The organism is Mesorhizobium sp. M7A.F.Ca.CA.002.15.2.1 (assembly GCF_003998715.1).
GTDB classification, from domain to species: domain Bacteria; phylum Pseudomonadota; class Alphaproteobacteria; order Rhizobiales; family Rhizobiaceae; genus Mesorhizobium; species Mesorhizobium ciceri.
Window position 1 is genome coordinate 1 of record NZ_RZPI01000044.1, and the last position, 16,119, is coordinate 16,119.

Below are 16,119 nucleotides of genomic sequence, written 5' to 3' on the forward strand. Positions count from 1 at the left end.
CTCGTAGGTGCGGCCGTCGCCCATCACGCCGACCGTCTGCACCGGCAGCAGCACGGCGAATGCCTGCCAGATGGCATCGTAGAGGCCGGCTTTGCGGATCTCGTCAAGATAGATGGCGTCGGCTTCGCGCAGGATCTCCAGCTTTTCGCGGGTGATGCCGCCGGGGCAGCGGATGGCGAGGCCCGGGCCGGGGAATGGATGGCGTCCGATGAAACTCTCGGGCAGGCCAAGCTCCTTGCCCAGCGCCCTGACCTCGTCCTTGAACAGCTCGCGCAGCGGCTCGACCAGCTGCATGTTCATGCGCGCCGGCAGGCCGCCGACATTGTGGTGCGACTTGATCGTCACCGACGGGCCGCCGGTGAAGGAGACACTTTCGATCACGTCGGGATAGAGCGTGCCTTGCGCCAGGAATTCGGCGCCGCCGAGTTTCTTGGCCTCTTCCTCGAACACCTCGATGAACAGCCGGCCTATGGTCTTGCGTTTTTTCTCCGGATCCGACTCGCCCTCGAGGGCGTCGATGAAACGGTCCGACGCGTTGACCAGAATGAGCGGCAAATTGTAGTGCTCACGGAACATCGCCACCACGCCCGCGGCCTCGTCCTTGCGCATCAGGCCGTGGTCGACAAGGATGCAGGTCAGCTGGTCGCCGACCGCTTCGTGGATCAACAGCGCGGCAACGGAGGAATCGACGCCGCCCGACAGCGCGCAGATGACCTTGCCCTTGCCGACCTGCTTGCGGATCGCCTCGACCGCGTGCTCGCGGTAGGCGCGCATGGTCCAGTCGCCCTCGATGCCGGCGATGTTGTGGACGAAGTTCCTGAGCAGCCGGGCACCGTCGGGCGTATGCACCACCTCGGGGTGGAACATGATGCCGTACATCTTGCGCTCGATGTTGCCGAAGATGGCGAAGGGCGAGCCCTCCGATTTGCCGAACACCTCGAAGCCGGTGGGCAAGGAGATGACGCGGTCGCCATGGCTCATCCACACCTGGTGGCGCTGGCCGGGCGCCCACAGGCCCTCAAACAGCGGGCTGTCCTTCTGGATCTCGACGAAGGCGCGGCCGAATTCGCGATGGTCGGAGCTTTCGGCGACGCCGCCCATCTGCACGCACATGGCCATCTGGCCGTAACAGATGCCGAGCACCGGCACGCCGGCGTCGAAGACGATCTGCGGCGCGCGCGGACTGCCGATATCGCCGGTCGAAGCCGGGCCGCCGGACAGGATCACGGCTTTCGGATTGATGCGCTTGAATGCCGCTTCGGCCGACTGGAACGGCACGATCTCGGAAAACACGCCGGCCTCGCGGATGCGGCGGGCGATGAGCTGGGTGAACTGGCTGCCGAAATCGACAATCAGGACGGTATCGGGATGATTGGGTGTTTTCATGGCGAGCGTTTAGAGAAAGAAATGAGTCGACGCAATGGGTTGCGAGTTTCAGAGCGGTCTGGCGTCTTCATGCGGCGAATCTTTCAGAAGCGTGCCCGAACCGATGGCCTGTTCGAGCCGCATGACGGCCTCCGCCAGCTTCTCATCGATGACTTCAAGATATTCGGTCCAGTCGCCGACATGCCTGAGATCCGCCGCCCCGTCGGAAATGCCGCGCAGCCCGATCAGCGGAATGTCGAACAACTGGCAGGCGCGCAGGCAGGCGAAGGTCTCCATGTCGACCATGTCGGCGTTAACAGCATCATAGGCCGCACCGGTGATGATCGCGCCGCCGGTCGATAGCGTCGCCTGCTTGATATCAGGTATCTTGAAGGGCAATGGCACGGTCACCGGCAGGTCGAGGAAGGGTGTGGCACCCTTCTCGAAGCCGAGCGGCGAAGCGTCGATGTCACGGTAGCTGACCGAAACCGCCTGGTAGATTCCCGTCTGCTCCAGCGTCCGGCTGCCGGCTGAGCCGAGCGACACGACGAGGTCGGGCAGGGTTTTTTGCGACTTCAGCCAGGAGAGTTCAGCGCCTAGCCTGACGCCGGCCTCGACCGGACCGACACCTGTCATCAATGGCGTGAACAGCTGCTTGAGATGCGGACCGTATTCGGCCTGCGCCGCCATGACGAAGAGGACGTCCTTGCCCGACAGGCGGCGAATTTTATCGGTCATGATGATTTGCTCCTCTCCGCCCGATCACCTGCTTATCTGCGCCGCCGCTCGCCGGGACCCGCTGCCTCCGGCAGCTCCCGGCGTCCGTGGCCTTTCATCGTGCCACCGGCACGATGAATTCGCCTGCGGCGAACCGGCCACTCACCCTTCTATCCCATCACGCCCGACCACCGTCATCATCGTTCCGGTCATGGTGGCGATCAGCTTGGCCTCGCCGTCGGCGGCAAAGGCGTAGGCCTGGCCGTCGGCGACGATGATGGTGCGGCCTGGCTTGGTCACCGAGCCGCGGAACAGGAAGCGCTCGCCCCTGCCCGGCGCCAGCAGGTTGACCTTGAACTCGATGGTCAGCACGCCGGAATTTTCCGGCATCAGCGAAAAAGCGGCATAGCCGCAGGCCGAGTCCAGCGCGGTCGAAATGACGCCGGCATGGAGGAAGCCGTGCTGCTGGGTGAGTGCCGCCGAATAGGGCATCTCGATCTCGATGATGCCGGGCGTCACCAGCGTCAGTTCGGCGCCGATCGTGGCCATCGCCTTCTGGCGTGCGAAGGAGGTCCTGACGCGATCCTCATAGTCCGGGGCGGGTACGATCTTTGCTGCCATGGCCGCTGCCTTCCTTTATGCGGATAAGCTTATTGCAGAGGCATGGACGGCAGGCAAATGCTTTTGCTGCACTGCACAATCGACCTGGCCTGCCTGCTGGCGCCACGCATCCGTCAGGAATTGGCGACATCCGATCGGATTCAGGCCGACCTGCGCAACGCACAGAAGTAAAACCCGTCGGTGCCGCTCAGCGCCGGCGACAGCGAGATGTCGCCTTTGGCGCCGATGCGCGCGGCTGCCGGATGGCCGGGAAAACGGCTGTCCCAGAGCTGGCGGTGGTCGACGGGAACAAAGCCGCTGTTACGGTCCCGAAAGGCCGCGATCTGCTCGCCATTCTCCTCATCAAACACCGAGCAGGTGATGTAGACCAGCAGGCCGCCCGGTTTGACATAGGCTTTGGCCGCATCGAGGATCGCCGACTGTTCGCCCTTGCGGGTATCGAGCTGCCTCTGCGTCAGCCGCCATTTGGCGTCGGGGCGGCGCCGCCAGGTGCCGCTGCCGGTGCAGGGCGCGTCGACCAGCACGATGTCCATGTGGTTGCCGAGCGGCGCGAGTTCCGTGGGCTTGGTGACCACCTGCACATTGCGGTTTTCCGAACGACGGATGCGGTCGAAGATCGGCGCCAGCCGTGCTTTCTCCGCATCATGGGCAAAGATCTGGCCACGATTTTCCATCGAAGCCGACAGTGCCAGCGTCTTGCCGCCGGCGCCGGCGCAGAAATCCAGCACCTGCATGCCGGCTTCGGCCCCGGCAAGGGCGGCCGCGATCTGCGAGCCTTCGTCCTGGACCTCGAACCAACCCTTCTGGAAGGCCGGTTCGGCCTGCACATTCGGGTGCCGGCCATCGCCGTCGATCGGTGGAATGCGGATGCCGTGCGGGGCGATTGCCGCGGGTTTGGCGCCGGTTCCCGTCAGTTCGGCCAGCACCTTGTCGCGGTTGGCCTGCAAGGTGTTGACCCTGAGGTCGAGCGGCGGGCGCGTTGCCAGCGCGGCGCCCTCGTCGGCCCAGCTCGGGCCGAAGGCTCGCTCGAAAAGCGGCGCGCACCAGTCGGGAACATCCGCCCGCACCGCGTCCGGCGCATCGGCGAGCCGACCGTCGGCGATGGCCTGAAGCTCGGCGGCGGTCAGCAGCGGCGGTGCGAACTTGTCACCATCCAGCGCCTCGTTGAGCGACTGGGCCGTCTGCCCCCATTCGAGCAGCAGGGCGCCGAAGCCAATGGCGCGCGGCGTGTCCTGCCCCAGCAGCCAGCCCGCGGAACGCTTGTGGCGCAAGGCGTCATAGACGATGTTGCCGATGGCCGCACGGTCGCCGCCGCCGGCGAAGCGATGCGACAGGCCCCAATCCTTCAGCGCGTCCGCCACCGGCCGGTGGCGCCGGCCGATGTCTTCCAGCACTTCGATGGCCGCAGCCAGCCTTCCGCCCAGTCGCATTGTCTTGTTCCGTCACGCAGAAAATTATTCCGGCCCTGCTCTAGAGCGCGCAACCGGCGCGCACAAGCAGGTCGGCCGGCACAACCGCTCTGCTTTCCAACTTTTCTGGTTGCGAATACTCTTCCGATTGTGATTCGCGGCGCGAAAAGGTGAACCGGCGGATCGACACGAGGAGAGGGCAATGAAGACTTATCTGGCGGAAGTTCTAGGCACATTTCTATTGGTGTTCATCGGTACGGCTTCTGTGGTGACGGGCGGCTTCGGCGGCGCGCTGCCGCTTGGCCAGGAAGGGATCGGTCTGGCGTTCGGCATCGGCCTCATCGCCGCGGCCTATGCGATCGGCCCCATTTCGGGCGCGCATCTCAACCCGGCGGTGACGCTCGGCGTCTTCCTTGCCGGCCGCCTGCCGGCCAAGGACGTCATCCCCTACTGGATCGCGCAGGTCATCGGCGGCGTCCTTGCTTCACTGGCGTTGTGGATCATCGTCTCCGGCCAGGTTGGCGGACACACCACCGGCTTCGGCGCCAATGGCTGGGATGTGACGAAATGGGGTGTCAGTTCGGCCTTCCTGTGGGAAGTGATCGGCACCTTCACCTTCGTCACCGTGATCCTTGGCGTCACGGCCGAAAAGCACTCGACGGCGTTCGCCGGACTGGTCATCGGCCTGACGCTGGCAGGGCTGCACTTCGCCATCATCCCGGTGACCGGCACGTCGCTCAACCCGGCCCGCTCGATCGGTCCGGCGCTGTTTTCGGGAACTGCGGCGATCGGCCAGCTCTGGCTGTTCATCGTGGCACCGTTGATCGGCGGCGCCATTGCCGGCGTCGTCGCCAAGGCGCGCATCTTCGAGAAGGACTGAGCTCTTTGGAAGGCTGAATATGCGAAGGCGCGGGCCATGGCCCGCGCTTTTTTTGTGGATCTTCTCTTGGGTGGATTCTCTTGCCGTCAAAGCACCCGCGACAGGAACTCGCGGGTTCGGGGCGATACCGGATTGGCAATCATCTCGCGCGGAGCGCCGCGTTCGATGATCACACCGCCATCCATGAAAACCAGCTGATCGCCGATCTCGCGGGCGAAGCCTACCTCGTGGGTGACCACGACCATCGTCATGCCGCTTTCGGCCAGATCGCGCATGACCTGCAGCACCTCGCCAACGAGTTCGGGGTCGAGCGCCGATGTCGGCTCATCGAAGAGCAGGACTTTCGGCTTCATCGCCATCGCGCGCGCGATGGCGACACGCTGCTGCTGGCCGCCGGACAGTTCCCTCGGATACCGGTCGACCTTGTCCAGGAGACCGACGCGCCGAAGCAGAATCTCCGCTTCGGCCTTTGCCTCGTCCGGGGGGATGCGCCGAACCTGCGTCGGCGCCTCAATCAAATTCTCCATCACGGTCATGTGGGAGAACAGGTTGAACGACTGAAACAGCATGCCGGTCTCGGCGCGCCGCCGGCAAAGCAGGTCGTCCTTGACCTCGTAGAGCTTGTCGTCCCTAAGGTCGTAGCCGACGAACTGACTGTCGACGAGCAGGATGCCGGCGCTGAGCTTCTCGAGATGGTTGATGCAGCGCAGGAATGTGCTCTTGCCGGAACCCGAAGGGCCGATGATGCAGGCGACCGATCCGACGGGTACGTCGAGATCGACACCCTTGAGAACCTCGAGCGGACCATAGGATTTGCGCACGCCGCGCGCGAAAACCATGGAGTCGGCTGGGACGCCGAAGCGGGCGCGATTTTCGTCCTTCACGTCGCTCATCGGGAAATGCCACGCAGGCTGATGATGTTGCGCAGGAAGCGCATCGTCACGGCATCGCGGCGCGTATCGCTGCGACCGAAATGTCGCTCGAGGAAATGCTGTCCCACCGACATGATGCTGACTACCGCGAGATACCAGAAGGCGACCACGATCAGAAGCGGGATCGTCTCGAAGGTGCGCGCATAGATGCTCTGCGCCGAATAGAACAGGTCGTCGACGGCGATGAATGTCACCAGCGACGTCATCTTCAGGAGGTTAATGGCCTCATTGCCGGTTGGCGGCAGTACGAAGCGCATCGCCTGCGGCAGCGTGATGCGCTTCAGGATCATGCGGTACGGCATGCCAAGCGCGCTCGCCGCCTCAGCCTGGCCCGACGGCACCGACTTGATGCCGGCCCGGATGATCTCGGCCATGTAGCCCGCCTCGCACAGGGAAAGGGCGACGACGGCAGAGAAGAACGGAGTCATGAAATCATTGGTGCGCACGGAAAACAGCGTGCCGACAAAGGGGATGGTCAACGAGACTTCGCGCACCAGCAGCGACAGGTTGAACCAGAAGATCAGCTGTATCAGGGCCGGTACGCCACGGAAAAACCAGACGTACAGACCCGCGAAGGCACGCAGCACCGGGCTTGGCGACACGCGCATGATGGCGATGACCGTGCCGACAACGATCGCCAATATCATGATCACCGCGGTGAGCATCAAGGTGTTGCCAAGGCCGCGCATGACAGAGGGATGCAGGAGGTAACTCACCACCGTAGGCCAGGCAAAGGCAGGGTTGCTGGCGAAGGCCCGGATGATCAGGAATGCCACCAGCAGGGCCAGCGCCGTGCCGACCCAGATGCCGTAGCGGCGCTGCGGCATGACGGTCAGGCGCGAAACCGCCTCGGCGACGCCCGGCTCGATGCGTATCTCGTTTGGGTGGGCCGCGCCCATCGCTGCTTCTCCTGGTCTTGATCCGGAAGCGGCGCCCGGCACGAGACCGGACGCCGACAACCGCTATCGCATCAGCCCCAAATGATTTCGGAAAGCATGATCAAAGTTTTAGAACAAAGTGCGTCCGACTGGACAAAACTTTGTCAGTCGGCGCGCAACGCCTCCATGCTGCCGACGAAATAGGGCTCCTTGATCGCGTAGGCGCCCATGCCGTATTTGTCGAGAATAGCCTTGTAGGTGCCGTTCTTGAACAGCTCGGAGAGTGCGCCCACCATCATATCGGCGGTCTCCTTGTCGTCCTTGGCGATCGCCATGCCGAGCGGCGCGACTTCATAGAGGGTCGGCAGCACCACGAGCTGGCCCTTGCTGGTGACCTCGAAATAGCTCGAGGCGGTCGCATCGTCCATGCGGGCGTCGACGCGGTCGGACAGCACCGCCTGGACGATATCCGTCGACGAGTTGAAGACCGATTTTTCGATGGCTGCCTGGCCCTTGCCGGTGCAATCCGTGCTCAGCTTGTCGACCAGGAAATCCGATGCGCTGCCTGCCGAAACGCCGATCCGCTTGCCGCAGAGCGGGGTGTCGCCGCTGAAACTCGCCTTCTTGTCCGGCGACGTCGAAACAGCCAGGCCGGCCTTCAGGAACATGACGAAATCGACCTGCTTGAGCCGCTCCGGCGTGGCGGAGAAAGTCTCCCAAGCGACCTTGAAACGGCCGGCCGCCAGGCCCGGTATCATCGAGGGGAAAGGTGTGCGCGCCACGTCCAGCTTGGCGCCGACCAGCTTGGCCACCTCACCGGCCAGTTCTATGATAATCCCGGTCTGTTTGCCGTCGGCGTCGAGATACTCGAAAGGCGCATAGTCCAGCGTGTTGGCGACGGTCAGCATGCCGGTCTGCTGAACCTCGGCCGATTTCGTCACCTTGGCGGCGCCTGAAGGTCCGCTCCAGACTATGGCAAGTGCGGCCAGCGCCAAACCTGCCATCTGTAAATGTGCTCTCATTTTCGTTCCCCTTTTTTGATTACAACGTTTCCTGCAGTCTGCTCTCCAATCAGGGCCTCGCGTCCTCATCGCCGCAGCCAAGCATTGATCCGTCTATGTACCGGCTGCTTCCGCAGCCTTTTTCTTGCGGTAATGGTAGTTCTTGTCGATGCGCTCCATCAGATAGTCGCCGTAGAGCACCGGCTCATATTTCGGCTGGCTACCGGCCGGCACGCAGACCGGCAGCGCCTCGATCGTTTCATCCATGGACGGGTCGAAGAAGAAGGGCTGGGAATAGCGCTCGCGCCCCGACCGGTTGATGACGCGATGCGGCGTCGAGACGAACTGGTCGTTCGACCAGCGCGCCAGGATGTCGCCGACATTCATCACGAAGGAGTCCGGGACCGGAGGCGCGGGAACCCATTCGCCCGCCTTGTTCTTGACTTCCAGGCCGCCGACATTGTCCTGCGCCAGCAGTGTAATGAAGCCGTAATCGGTGTGAGGGGCCGAACCGAATAGCCCCTCCTCATGCGGCTGCGTCGGGTAGTGCAGCAACCGCAGGAAGGTTGTCGGCTGATCGAAATAACGGTCGAGACTGTCGGTCGGAAGTCCAAGCGAAAGAGCGATGGCGCCGACCATTTTGCGGGCCAGTGTGCTCATCTCATCGACATAGCGTTCAATCGTTGGCCTGAAGCCAGCAAGCGTTGCCTCGTCCGGCCACTGGTTGGGACCCTGCAGCGGCTTGTCGGCCAATGTCCTGGGGTCGTCGGCCTCGACCTCGTGCATGAAGAAGATCGATTCGCTCTGGTTCGGCTTGCTTACTGTCGCCACCGACGACGTCACGATCGTCGAGCCGGCAAAGGGCAGGTAGCCGCGGAAATTCCTGTCGATCTTCAGCGCCAGTTTCTGCTCCTCGGGCAGAGCGAAGAAGCGCTTGCTGGCTTCGCGAACCGCTTCGACGTCGGCACGCGGGATCGGATGCCCGACGACATAGAGGAAGCCGATCGTCTCGAGATGGCGGCGCAGTGTCGCCGCCGTCGCGGCGATCGCTTCCTGGTCATCGCCATAGAGCGCCGACACATCGATGATCGGAATTTCGGAAAAGTCGCCGCGTGCGTCCATTCGAACACCTTCTCTTGAACATAAGATACAGTACTGTATTTCTACACATCCAAATCGCCTCAGCAATAGGCTTTCGAGCGCAACGGGAAAAACGCGGCACAATGGCACCACGCAAGATAATCATCGACACCGACCCAGGTCAGGATGACGCGTTCGCGATCCTTTTCGCGCTAGGCTCGCCAGCCGAACTCGAGGTAGTCGGCATCACGACAGTCGGCGGCAACGTGCCGCTTGCCCTAACGTCGAAGAATGCGCTCAAGGTCGTGGAACTTGCCGGACGACCCGATGTGCCGGTCTATGCCGGCTGCCCGGCGCCGATGGTGCGCAAGCTGATCACGGCCGAGTATGTTCACGGCGAAACGGGCCTCGACGGCGCCGATCTGCCCGAACCCGTCACACCGCTGCAGAGCGAGCACGCAGTCAATTACCTGGTGCGCACGATCATGGATGCGCCGGAAGGCGCGTTGACCGTCTGCACGCTCGGGCCGATGACCAACCTGGCCATGGCCATGACCATGGAACCGAAAATCGTCCCTCGGCTGCGCGAAGTCGTGCTGATGGGCGGGGGCTTTTTTCAAGGCGGCAATGCCACGCCTGCCGCGGAGTTCAACATCTTTGTCGATCCGCATGCCGCGCACAAAGTGTTCGACAGCGGCGTCCCGGTGACGATGGCCGGCATCGACTGCACCTACACTGCCCTGATGACGCCTGAATGGCTCGACGCCCTGCGCGCCACCGGCAGTCGCGCGGCGATCGAGGCCGCCAACATGGCCGACTTCTATCGCCAATACGGCACCCACAAATTCGCGACGGCGGCGCGTCCCATCCACGATGCGTGCGTCACCGGTTACCTTCTGGCCCCGGGGATCTACGAGCAGCGCCAGTGCGCCGTGACGGTCGATATCGTCTCGCCCGAAACCATAGGCATGACCGTCGTCGACTGGTGGCACGTCACCGGCCGCCGCAAGAACTGCAATGTCCTGCGCCGGATCGATCCGGCGCCGTTCTTCACGCTGATGCTGGAGCGGATCAGTGCACTGCCCTGAAAATGCGTATCCGGCGATAGACGGTGACACGGAGAATTGCGAAGCAGTCACGGGGCGGTTCGATAGGCGAATCGGCCATGCGCGTTGCGCGCGGCGACGAAGGTCTCGAATTTCATGAACGGGAAAGGCGTGCTGGCGAAAACGAAACGACCGCCTCGACCGGCGGTGCGATCAAAAGCGGCGCGGCAGACGCTCAGCCGTGAGGCCTGGATTGCGGCGGCGCGCAAGGTGCTGGAAAAGCGCGGCATCGGCGAGGTCAAGATCGACCGCCTGGCGCAGCAGTTGAAGGTCACGCGGGGCAGCTTCTATTTCCATTTTGCCAGCCTGGCGGACCTTCGCGGCGGCCTCTTGCAGGAATGGCGAAACAGCAATTGCGCGCCGTTCTGGGCGATGCGCGAGATCCACGACATAGACGGCCTGCAGTTCTTCACCGACATCGTGCATGTCTGGGTGGATGAAGCCCCTTTCAGCCCGCTGCTTGACTTGGCTGTTCGCGATTGGTCACGGACATCGAAAAAGCTCGCTCAGGAAGTCAAGGACATCGACGATCTGCGCATCGCGCTGCTCATCCGGGCGTTCCGCGCCATGGGCTATTCGGAAGACGAGAGCATCGTGCGGGCGCGCATCACCTATTTCCACCAGATCGGCCAGTACGCACTGTCCTTCAAGGAAGACCCGGCCGTGCGCCGCCGCTACCAGCCACTGTTCGGAGAAGTGCTGCTCGGACCGCTCGTTCAAGAACCCGGCACGGCGCCGAAGTCGACGGAGATGCGGGCCGATCGTCGTTAGGACCTCTGGCTGGAAACAGTCGTGCCATCTGGAACGGTCGGGCCGCGTTGTGGCGAGGAGCAGCACCTGTCGCAAAATCGCCATAGGCGGCAGTAAACTTCGAAGCCATTGTCCTTCAATCTCCGGAACCGTGCTAGAGAGCGCTACCGATTGAATAGCGCCTGCTGGTTCGAGGTCCCATTGACAAAACGGCTATCGGATTTCGACGTTGGCTTGCTGCTGACACTCGATGCGCTGTTGAAGCACCAGAACGTCACCCATGCGGCGTCGAGATTGAACATTACCCAATCGGCCTTGTCGGCCCGCCTGACGCGGCTGCGTCAATTGCTGAACGACCCTGGCACTTGAGCCCGAACTCGTCCGGCTGCTCGGTTGAGCGATTTCGTGAATACTGCTCATCTGTTCGACCCCGCCACAAGCAAACGTGTCTATCGCATTGCCGCAACGGACAATCCGGCAGCGATCCTGGCTCCGGACCTCATTCCGCGGTTCAAATCCCAAGCTCCCAACGCAAAGGTCGCCTTTACGGTGCCCGACAAGCCGAGGATCGTCGAGCACCTGGAGCAGGGCGACATCGATCTCTTCATCGGAGCCGCGGAAGACGTTCGAGTGGCCTGATCAGGCAGAAACTGTTCGAAGAGGAATTCGTCACCGCCCAGGGGCACGGCCATCCGCGCGGCAAGGGACCGATCACCCTGGACGAATTCTGTGCCCTCGACCATCTGCTCATTTCGACGATGCAGCGCCATGGCGGCGTGGACGCCCCACCGATGTTGGATGCCAATCGGGGTTTACAGCCGACGTCGGCCATTGCCCAGCCGCAGCGCGAGCCAGCCCTCAAGCGCCAACCTGAGCCAGAGTTCATGGCACAAATATAAGAAATATGTATGTAAGAAATACCACGATATGGACAGCGCCCGTCAAGAATGTTGTTCTTTCAGTACTAAAGCTCACATTGCATATGAAGAGCGCTAAAATCAAAAGCACTGTGTCAGTCGCTGGAAGCCCCAGGGTTAACCCTCTGCCCGTCAGCAGGCTGGCGGCTGCGACCGCCGGTATTGTCAAACCGATTGTGGCGCAAGCGGAACCCATCGCGACATTCAAACCGCGTTGCAGCTCATTGTTGAGTGAAGCGCGAACCGCCGAAATGGCCTCCGGCATCAACACCAGCCCGGCGATCATTGCCCCCACAATACTGTCAGCCTGGGTCACCTGGTAGGCAACGAGCGTATCTTCGACGCTTGCCGCGACCTGCTCGGCGAGCATGACAATGCCGATCAGGCCGGCCATCAGCAACAGAGCGCTGGCAAAGACGCTTTCGTGAGGAGCAGTCCGCAGCGAAACGCCGTGGGCCTGCCCTTCGACAAAGTCTTCTCGGTGGCGGACAGTCTGCGCGAACACAAAACTTGCATAAAGCAGCACCGAAAGCACGCTCACAAAGCCAAGTTGAGCTGCCGAAAATGTGCCCGGCCCCGTAGCTTGTGTGTAGGTCGGCAGAATAAGCGTCATGATGGTCAGCGCGATCAGAACCGCCAAATATGCGCTGGTCCCTTGTCGAACAATTGCCTGCTTGCGATGGCGCCAGCCGCCAAGCGCAAGACACGTGCCGACGACGCCGGTAGATGCAATCATCACCGTTGAAAAGACGGACTCACGTGCAAGCGTAGGGTTGTTCTCTCCATGCAGCATCATGGAAACGATGATCGACACCTCGATTGCCGTCACGGCAAAAGTCAGCACCAATGTGCCGTAGGGCTCTCCTACACGCCGAGCCACCGCCTCGGCGTGGTCGAGCACCACGAAAATGGTGGTGAACATGATCGCACTCGAAAGCGCTCCGACGAGTATCCTGACGCCCAGCGAACCTTCGTCCGCCGACAGCCCGCCTGCCCTGACGGCGACAGCCATCACCAAGGCGGCCAGCGGCATCGCATATGAAGTCACCGAACGTCCGAAACCGCTCATGCAAGCCCCTGCGCGCTGCTGCGAACCGTGGCTGCATTCGCGCACCGACAGATCGAAGCGTTCACCCGTTCACGCCGTCTTCTGCGTCACCAAGCCCAGTTCCTCCACCATCGCCTCGCGCATCAGGAACTTCTGCGGCTTGCCGGTCACCGTCATCGGCAATTCGGTGCGGAAGCGGATGTGGCGGGGGATCTTGTAATGGGCGATCTGGCCGGCGCAGAAGTTTCTGACCTCCTGCTCGGTGGCGATCTGGCCGGGCTTGAGCACGATCCAGGCGCACAGCTCCTCGCCATATTTGGCGTCGGGAATACCGAACACCTGCACCTCCTTGACCTTTGGATGGCGGTAGAGGAATTCCTCGACCTCCCTGGGATAGACGTTCTCGCCGCCGCGGATGACCATGTCCTTGACCCGGCCGACGATGTTGCAATAGCCCTCGGCGTCGATGGTGGCGAGGTCGCCGGTGTGCATCCAGCCGTCGGCGTCGATCGCCTCGCGGGTCTTGTCGTCGTCGTCCCAGTAACCCTTCATCACCGAATAGCCGCGCGTGCAAAGCTCACCCGGTACGCCGACCGCAACTGTAGCGCCATCGGCATCGACCGCCTTGACCTCGACATGGGGGTGGATGCGCCCGACGGTCGAGACGCGCTTTTCCAGGGGGTCGTCGACGCCGCTCTGGAACGACACCGGGCTGGTCTCGGTCATGCCGTAGGCGATGGTCACCTGTTCCATATGCATCAGCGACACCACCTTTTTCATCACCTCGATCGGGCATGGCGAACCGGCCATGATGCCGGTGCGCAGGCTGGAGAGATCGAAGGCGGAAAAATCCGGATGATCCAGCAGAGCAACGAACATGGTCGGTACGCCATAGAGCCCGGTGCAGCGTTCCTGAGCCACCGCCTTCAGCGTGGCGCCGGCGTCGAACCCTTCTCCCGGGAAAACCATGGTGGCGCCTTTCGAGACGCAACCCATCGTGCCCATCGACATGCCGAAGCAGTGGTAGAGCGGCACTGGTATGCAGAGCCGGTCGTCGGCGGTCAGCTTGATCGCCGAAGTGACGAAATTGCCGTTGTTGACGATGTTGCCGTGGGTCAGCGTCGCGCCCTTGGGGGCTCCCGTGGTGCCTGAGGTGAACTGGATGTTGATGGCTTCGCCCGGCTTCAGCTTCTCAGAGATGCGGTCGAGGCTGTCATGCTCGTCACGCCCGGCCATGGCCAGCACATCACCGAAATTGAACATGCCGGGCGAGTTCTCGTCACCCATGCGGATGACGATCTTCAACGCCGGCAGTTTTTGTGCCTTGAGCTTGCCCGGCGTGGCCTTGGCGATCTCGGGTGCCAGCGTCTCGATCATGCCGAGATAATCTGACGTCTTGAACCTGGCAGCGGTGACCAGCGCCTTGCAGCCGACCTTGTTCAGCGCATAGTCGAGCTCGGTCAACCGGTAGGCCGGGTTGATGTTGACCAGGATCAGGCCGATGCGGGCGGTGGCGAACTGCGTCACCAGCCATTCCCAGCGGTTGGGCGACCAGATGCCGACGCGATCGCCCTTTGCCAGGCCCAGTGCCAGGAAGCCGGCGGCCAGCGCATCCACCGTGTCCGAAAGTTCGCTCCAGGTGAAGCGCTTGTTCTGGTCGACGAAGACGGCGGCGTCGAGCGTGCCATATTTGCTGACCGTCTCGGAAAACAGCGCGGGGATGGTCTTGTCGAGCAGCGGCACGCTGCGTTCGCCAGAGACATGCGCCCTACCATCGACGGGTGCGACGAAGACACCGCCCGCTCGCGCTCCGCGTCCGCGCAGATTGCTGGCATTCTTCAGCTCGTCGAGATTGACCGGCATCGCTCTCTCCTCCCGGGATTGGCCGAGCCTATCAGCCTGAGGGGGTGGTGAAAATCCCGGCGATAGTCGTGGCAGGGCAACGATCCGGCCCACGACGCTTCGGGGCCTTCGTTGGTTGATGAACATCAAACGCAAAAACCCGCCTGGGCGGCGGGTCACTGGCGCAAATCAGCACCATAGGTAAAAATGTAGCATAGCTGCTCTCACCAGTCAAGGAAATAATTCCTATACAGGAAAGCCCCGGCGCAAGGCTACCGACACCGCGGGACGGCCGCCGTCAGGGTTTTCAAGCCGGGTTCGGAGCCGTGAGGGGCAGCGGGCGAAGGCCCGCCGCTATCCGACCGCAGCCGCCATCTTCGCCGCGATGTCGCGCAGGACCGCTTCATCGGCCGCCGCCCGTGTCTTCCTGGACGCCACGAGACAAGCCTGCGAGCGAAGGACGAGGCCATCGCCCAGCACCTTGAGATGATTGGCGCGCAGCGTCGAGCCGGTGGTTGTGATGTCGACGATGACATCGGCCAGTCCGGCCGCCGGCGCACCTTCGGTGGCCCCCAGGCTTTCGACGATGCGATAAACCTGGATGCCGTGCTTCTGCGAGAAGAATTGCTGGGTCAGCCGCCAGTATTTGGTGGCGATGCGCAGCCGCCGGCCATGGCGCTGGCGAAAATCGGCAGCGACGTCGTCGAGGTCGGCCATGGTGTCGACATCGAGCCAGATGTCCGGCACGGCCACCACGACATCGGCATGGCCAAAACTGAGACGGGCGACGATTTCGGCGCGGCTCTCCCAGTCGGCAAGGTTTTCACGCACCAGGTCCTCGCCGGTGATGCCGAGATCGACGGCACCCTGGCCGATCTCGCCTGATATCTCGGAAGCCGACAGGAACACCACTTCGACATCGTCCAGGCCCTCGACGCGGGCGTGGTATTTGCGCTCGTCGCCGGGCAGGCTGACGGCTAACCCGGCTTTGGCCAGCACGTCCAGCGCCTGCTCTTTCAGGCGGCCTTTGGACGGGATCGCCAGCGTGATCATGGCGCCGTCTCCCGCAATGCCTCGATGCGGTCGAGCCAGACCGAAAAGCCGACGCCGGGGATCGGCGTCTTGGCGCCAAGCAAGGTCAGCAGCCGGTCATAGCGGCCGCCGCCGACCAACGGCCGGTCGCCATTGTCGGCCGCGATTTCGAAAACCAGGCCGGTGTAGTAGTCGAGCGGGCGGCCGAACGCGGCGTCGTAGCGGATTTTATCGGCCGGCAAGCCATGCGCTTCGATCGCCTTGGCGCGGGCTGCGAACTTTTCCAGCGCGACATCGAGTGACAGACCGGCGTCGGCGGCGAAGGTCTCCAGCGCCTGGGCCGCGCGATCTAGCGGAACGTCGATCGCCAGAAAATCCTTCAGCGCGGAAAACGCCTCGCTCGACAGCCGAACGCTGCGCAATTCGGCTTTCTCGATCAGCCGCCGGGCAATGTCGGACGGCGCGCGTCCGGCGGACGCCGACAGGCCGGCCTCTTCCATGCCGCTGGCGATATGGGCGGAAAGACCGTCCAGATCACCGT

At 62.8% G+C, this 16,119-nt stretch carries 17 protein-coding genes; 5 read left to right on the forward strand and 12 right to left on the reverse strand.

Annotated elements, in window-relative coordinates:
* The 4 genes from guaA to ENZ74_RS04865 all read right to left on the reverse strand — a co-directional run.
* Nucleotides 1-1,386 (reverse strand): glutamine-hydrolyzing GMP synthase (guaA, locus tag ENZ74_RS04845; protein WP_127312680.1); only part of this gene is annotated, 1,386 nt, incomplete at its 3' end.
* A gap of 48 nt (nucleotides 1,387-1,434) precedes the next feature.
* Nucleotides 1,435-2,103: a 5'-methylthioadenosine/S-adenosylhomocysteine nucleosidase gene (locus ENZ74_RS04850; RefSeq protein ID WP_013530372.1), complete on the reverse strand. Its 669-nt coding sequence runs from the start codon at nucleotides 2,101-2,103 to the stop codon at nucleotides 1,435-1,437.
* Between the two features lie 141 nt (nucleotides 2,104-2,244).
* A complete protein-coding gene (locus tag ENZ74_RS04855; RefSeq protein WP_013530371.1) occupies nucleotides 2,245-2,703 on the reverse strand; it encodes a PaaI family thioesterase in 459 nt (152 codons plus the stop codon).
* Between the two features lie 140 nt (nucleotides 2,704-2,843).
* Nucleotides 2,844-4,133 (reverse strand): RsmB/NOP family class I SAM-dependent RNA methyltransferase, encoded by a 1,290-nt coding sequence (locus tag ENZ74_RS04865; protein WP_063170136.1) that lies wholly within the window; start codon nucleotides 4,131-4,133, stop codon nucleotides 2,844-2,846.
* A gap of 181 nt (nucleotides 4,134-4,314) precedes the next feature.
* Between ENZ74_RS04865 and ENZ74_RS04870 the strand changes: the two genes are divergently transcribed.
* Nucleotides 4,315-4,992 (forward strand): MIP family channel protein, encoded by a 678-nt coding sequence (locus ENZ74_RS04870; RefSeq protein ID WP_013530368.1) that lies wholly within the window; start codon nucleotides 4,315-4,317, stop codon nucleotides 4,990-4,992.
* An 86-nt stretch (nucleotides 4,993-5,078) separates the two neighbouring features.
* Here the strand turns inward: ENZ74_RS04870 and ENZ74_RS04875 are convergent, their stop codons facing one another.
* The 4 genes from ENZ74_RS04875 to ENZ74_RS04890 form a co-directional block, all read right to left on the reverse strand.
* Nucleotides 5,079-5,885 carry an amino acid ABC transporter ATP-binding protein gene (locus ENZ74_RS04875; RefSeq protein WP_013530367.1) on the reverse strand — a complete coding sequence of 269 codons (807 nt, stop codon included), beginning with the start codon at nucleotides 5,883-5,885 and terminating at the stop codon, nucleotides 5,079-5,081.
* Nucleotides 5,882-6,823, reverse strand: coding sequence for an amino acid ABC transporter permease (locus ENZ74_RS04880; RefSeq protein ID WP_013530366.1), 942 nt, complete (start codon nucleotides 6,821-6,823; stop codon nucleotides 5,882-5,884). Before ENZ74_RS04880 ends, ENZ74_RS04875 begins: the two co-directional genes overlap by 4 nt.
* A 143-nt stretch (nucleotides 6,824-6,966) precedes the next feature.
* A complete protein-coding gene (locus ENZ74_RS04885; protein WP_063170135.1) occupies nucleotides 6,967-7,824 on the reverse strand; it encodes an ABC transporter substrate-binding protein in 858 nt (285 codons plus the stop codon).
* Nucleotides 7,825-7,917: 93 nt separating this feature from the next.
* Complete coding sequence (locus tag ENZ74_RS04890) at nucleotides 7,918-8,925, reverse strand: 2-oxoglutarate and iron-dependent oxygenase domain-containing protein (RefSeq protein ID WP_013530364.1); 1,008 nt, start codon at nucleotides 8,923-8,925, stop codon at nucleotides 7,918-7,920.
* A gap of 101 nt (nucleotides 8,926-9,026) precedes the next feature.
* On the opposite strand from ENZ74_RS04890, the gene ENZ74_RS04895 reads away from it, so the two are divergent.
* The 4 genes from ENZ74_RS04895 (at nucleotide 9,027) to ENZ74_RS34945 (ending at nucleotide 11,378) form a co-directional block, all read left to right on the forward strand.
* Nucleotides 9,027-9,971 carry a nucleoside hydrolase gene (locus ENZ74_RS04895; protein WP_013530363.1) on the forward strand — a complete coding sequence of 315 codons (945 nt, stop codon included), beginning with the start codon at nucleotides 9,027-9,029 and terminating at the stop codon, nucleotides 9,969-9,971.
* 114 nt (nucleotides 9,972-10,085) lie between these two features.
* Nucleotides 10,086-10,760: a TetR/AcrR family transcriptional regulator gene (locus tag ENZ74_RS04900; protein WP_013530362.1), complete on the forward strand. Its 675-nt coding sequence runs from the start codon at nucleotides 10,086-10,088 to the stop codon at nucleotides 10,758-10,760.
* Between the two features lie 180 nt (nucleotides 10,761-10,940).
* Entirely contained in the window at nucleotides 10,941-11,108 is a 168-nt protein-coding gene (locus ENZ74_RS34940; RefSeq protein WP_224621640.1) for a LysR family transcriptional regulator, read from the forward strand.
* 24 nt (nucleotides 11,109-11,132) lie between these two features.
* Entirely contained in the window at nucleotides 11,133-11,378 is a 246-nt protein-coding gene (locus tag ENZ74_RS34945; RefSeq protein ID WP_063170133.1) for a LysR substrate-binding domain-containing protein, read from the forward strand.
* Between the two features lie 243 nt (nucleotides 11,379-11,621).
* Here the strand turns inward: ENZ74_RS34945 and ENZ74_RS04910 are convergent, their stop codons facing one another.
* The 4 genes from ENZ74_RS04910 to ENZ74_RS04925 all read right to left on the reverse strand — a co-directional run.
* Nucleotides 11,622-12,725: a calcium:proton antiporter gene (locus tag ENZ74_RS04910; protein WP_013530361.1), complete on the reverse strand. Its 1,104-nt coding sequence runs from the start codon at nucleotides 12,723-12,725 to the stop codon at nucleotides 11,622-11,624.
* Between the two features lie 69 nt (nucleotides 12,726-12,794).
* Entirely contained in the window at nucleotides 12,795-14,567 is a 1,773-nt protein-coding gene (locus ENZ74_RS04915; protein WP_024502336.1) for an AMP-binding protein, read from the reverse strand.
* A 333-nt stretch (nucleotides 14,568-14,900) separates the two neighbouring features.
* Nucleotides 14,901-15,599 (reverse strand): ATP phosphoribosyltransferase, encoded by a 699-nt coding sequence (gene hisG / locus ENZ74_RS04920; protein ID WP_063170132.1) that lies wholly within the window; start codon nucleotides 15,597-15,599, stop codon nucleotides 14,901-14,903.
* Nucleotides 15,596-16,119, reverse strand: a 524-nt coding sequence (locus ENZ74_RS04925) for an ATP phosphoribosyltransferase regulatory subunit (protein ID WP_206522256.1), incomplete at its 5' end; no start/stop codon positions are given. The genes ENZ74_RS04925 and hisG, both read right to left, overlap by 4 nt.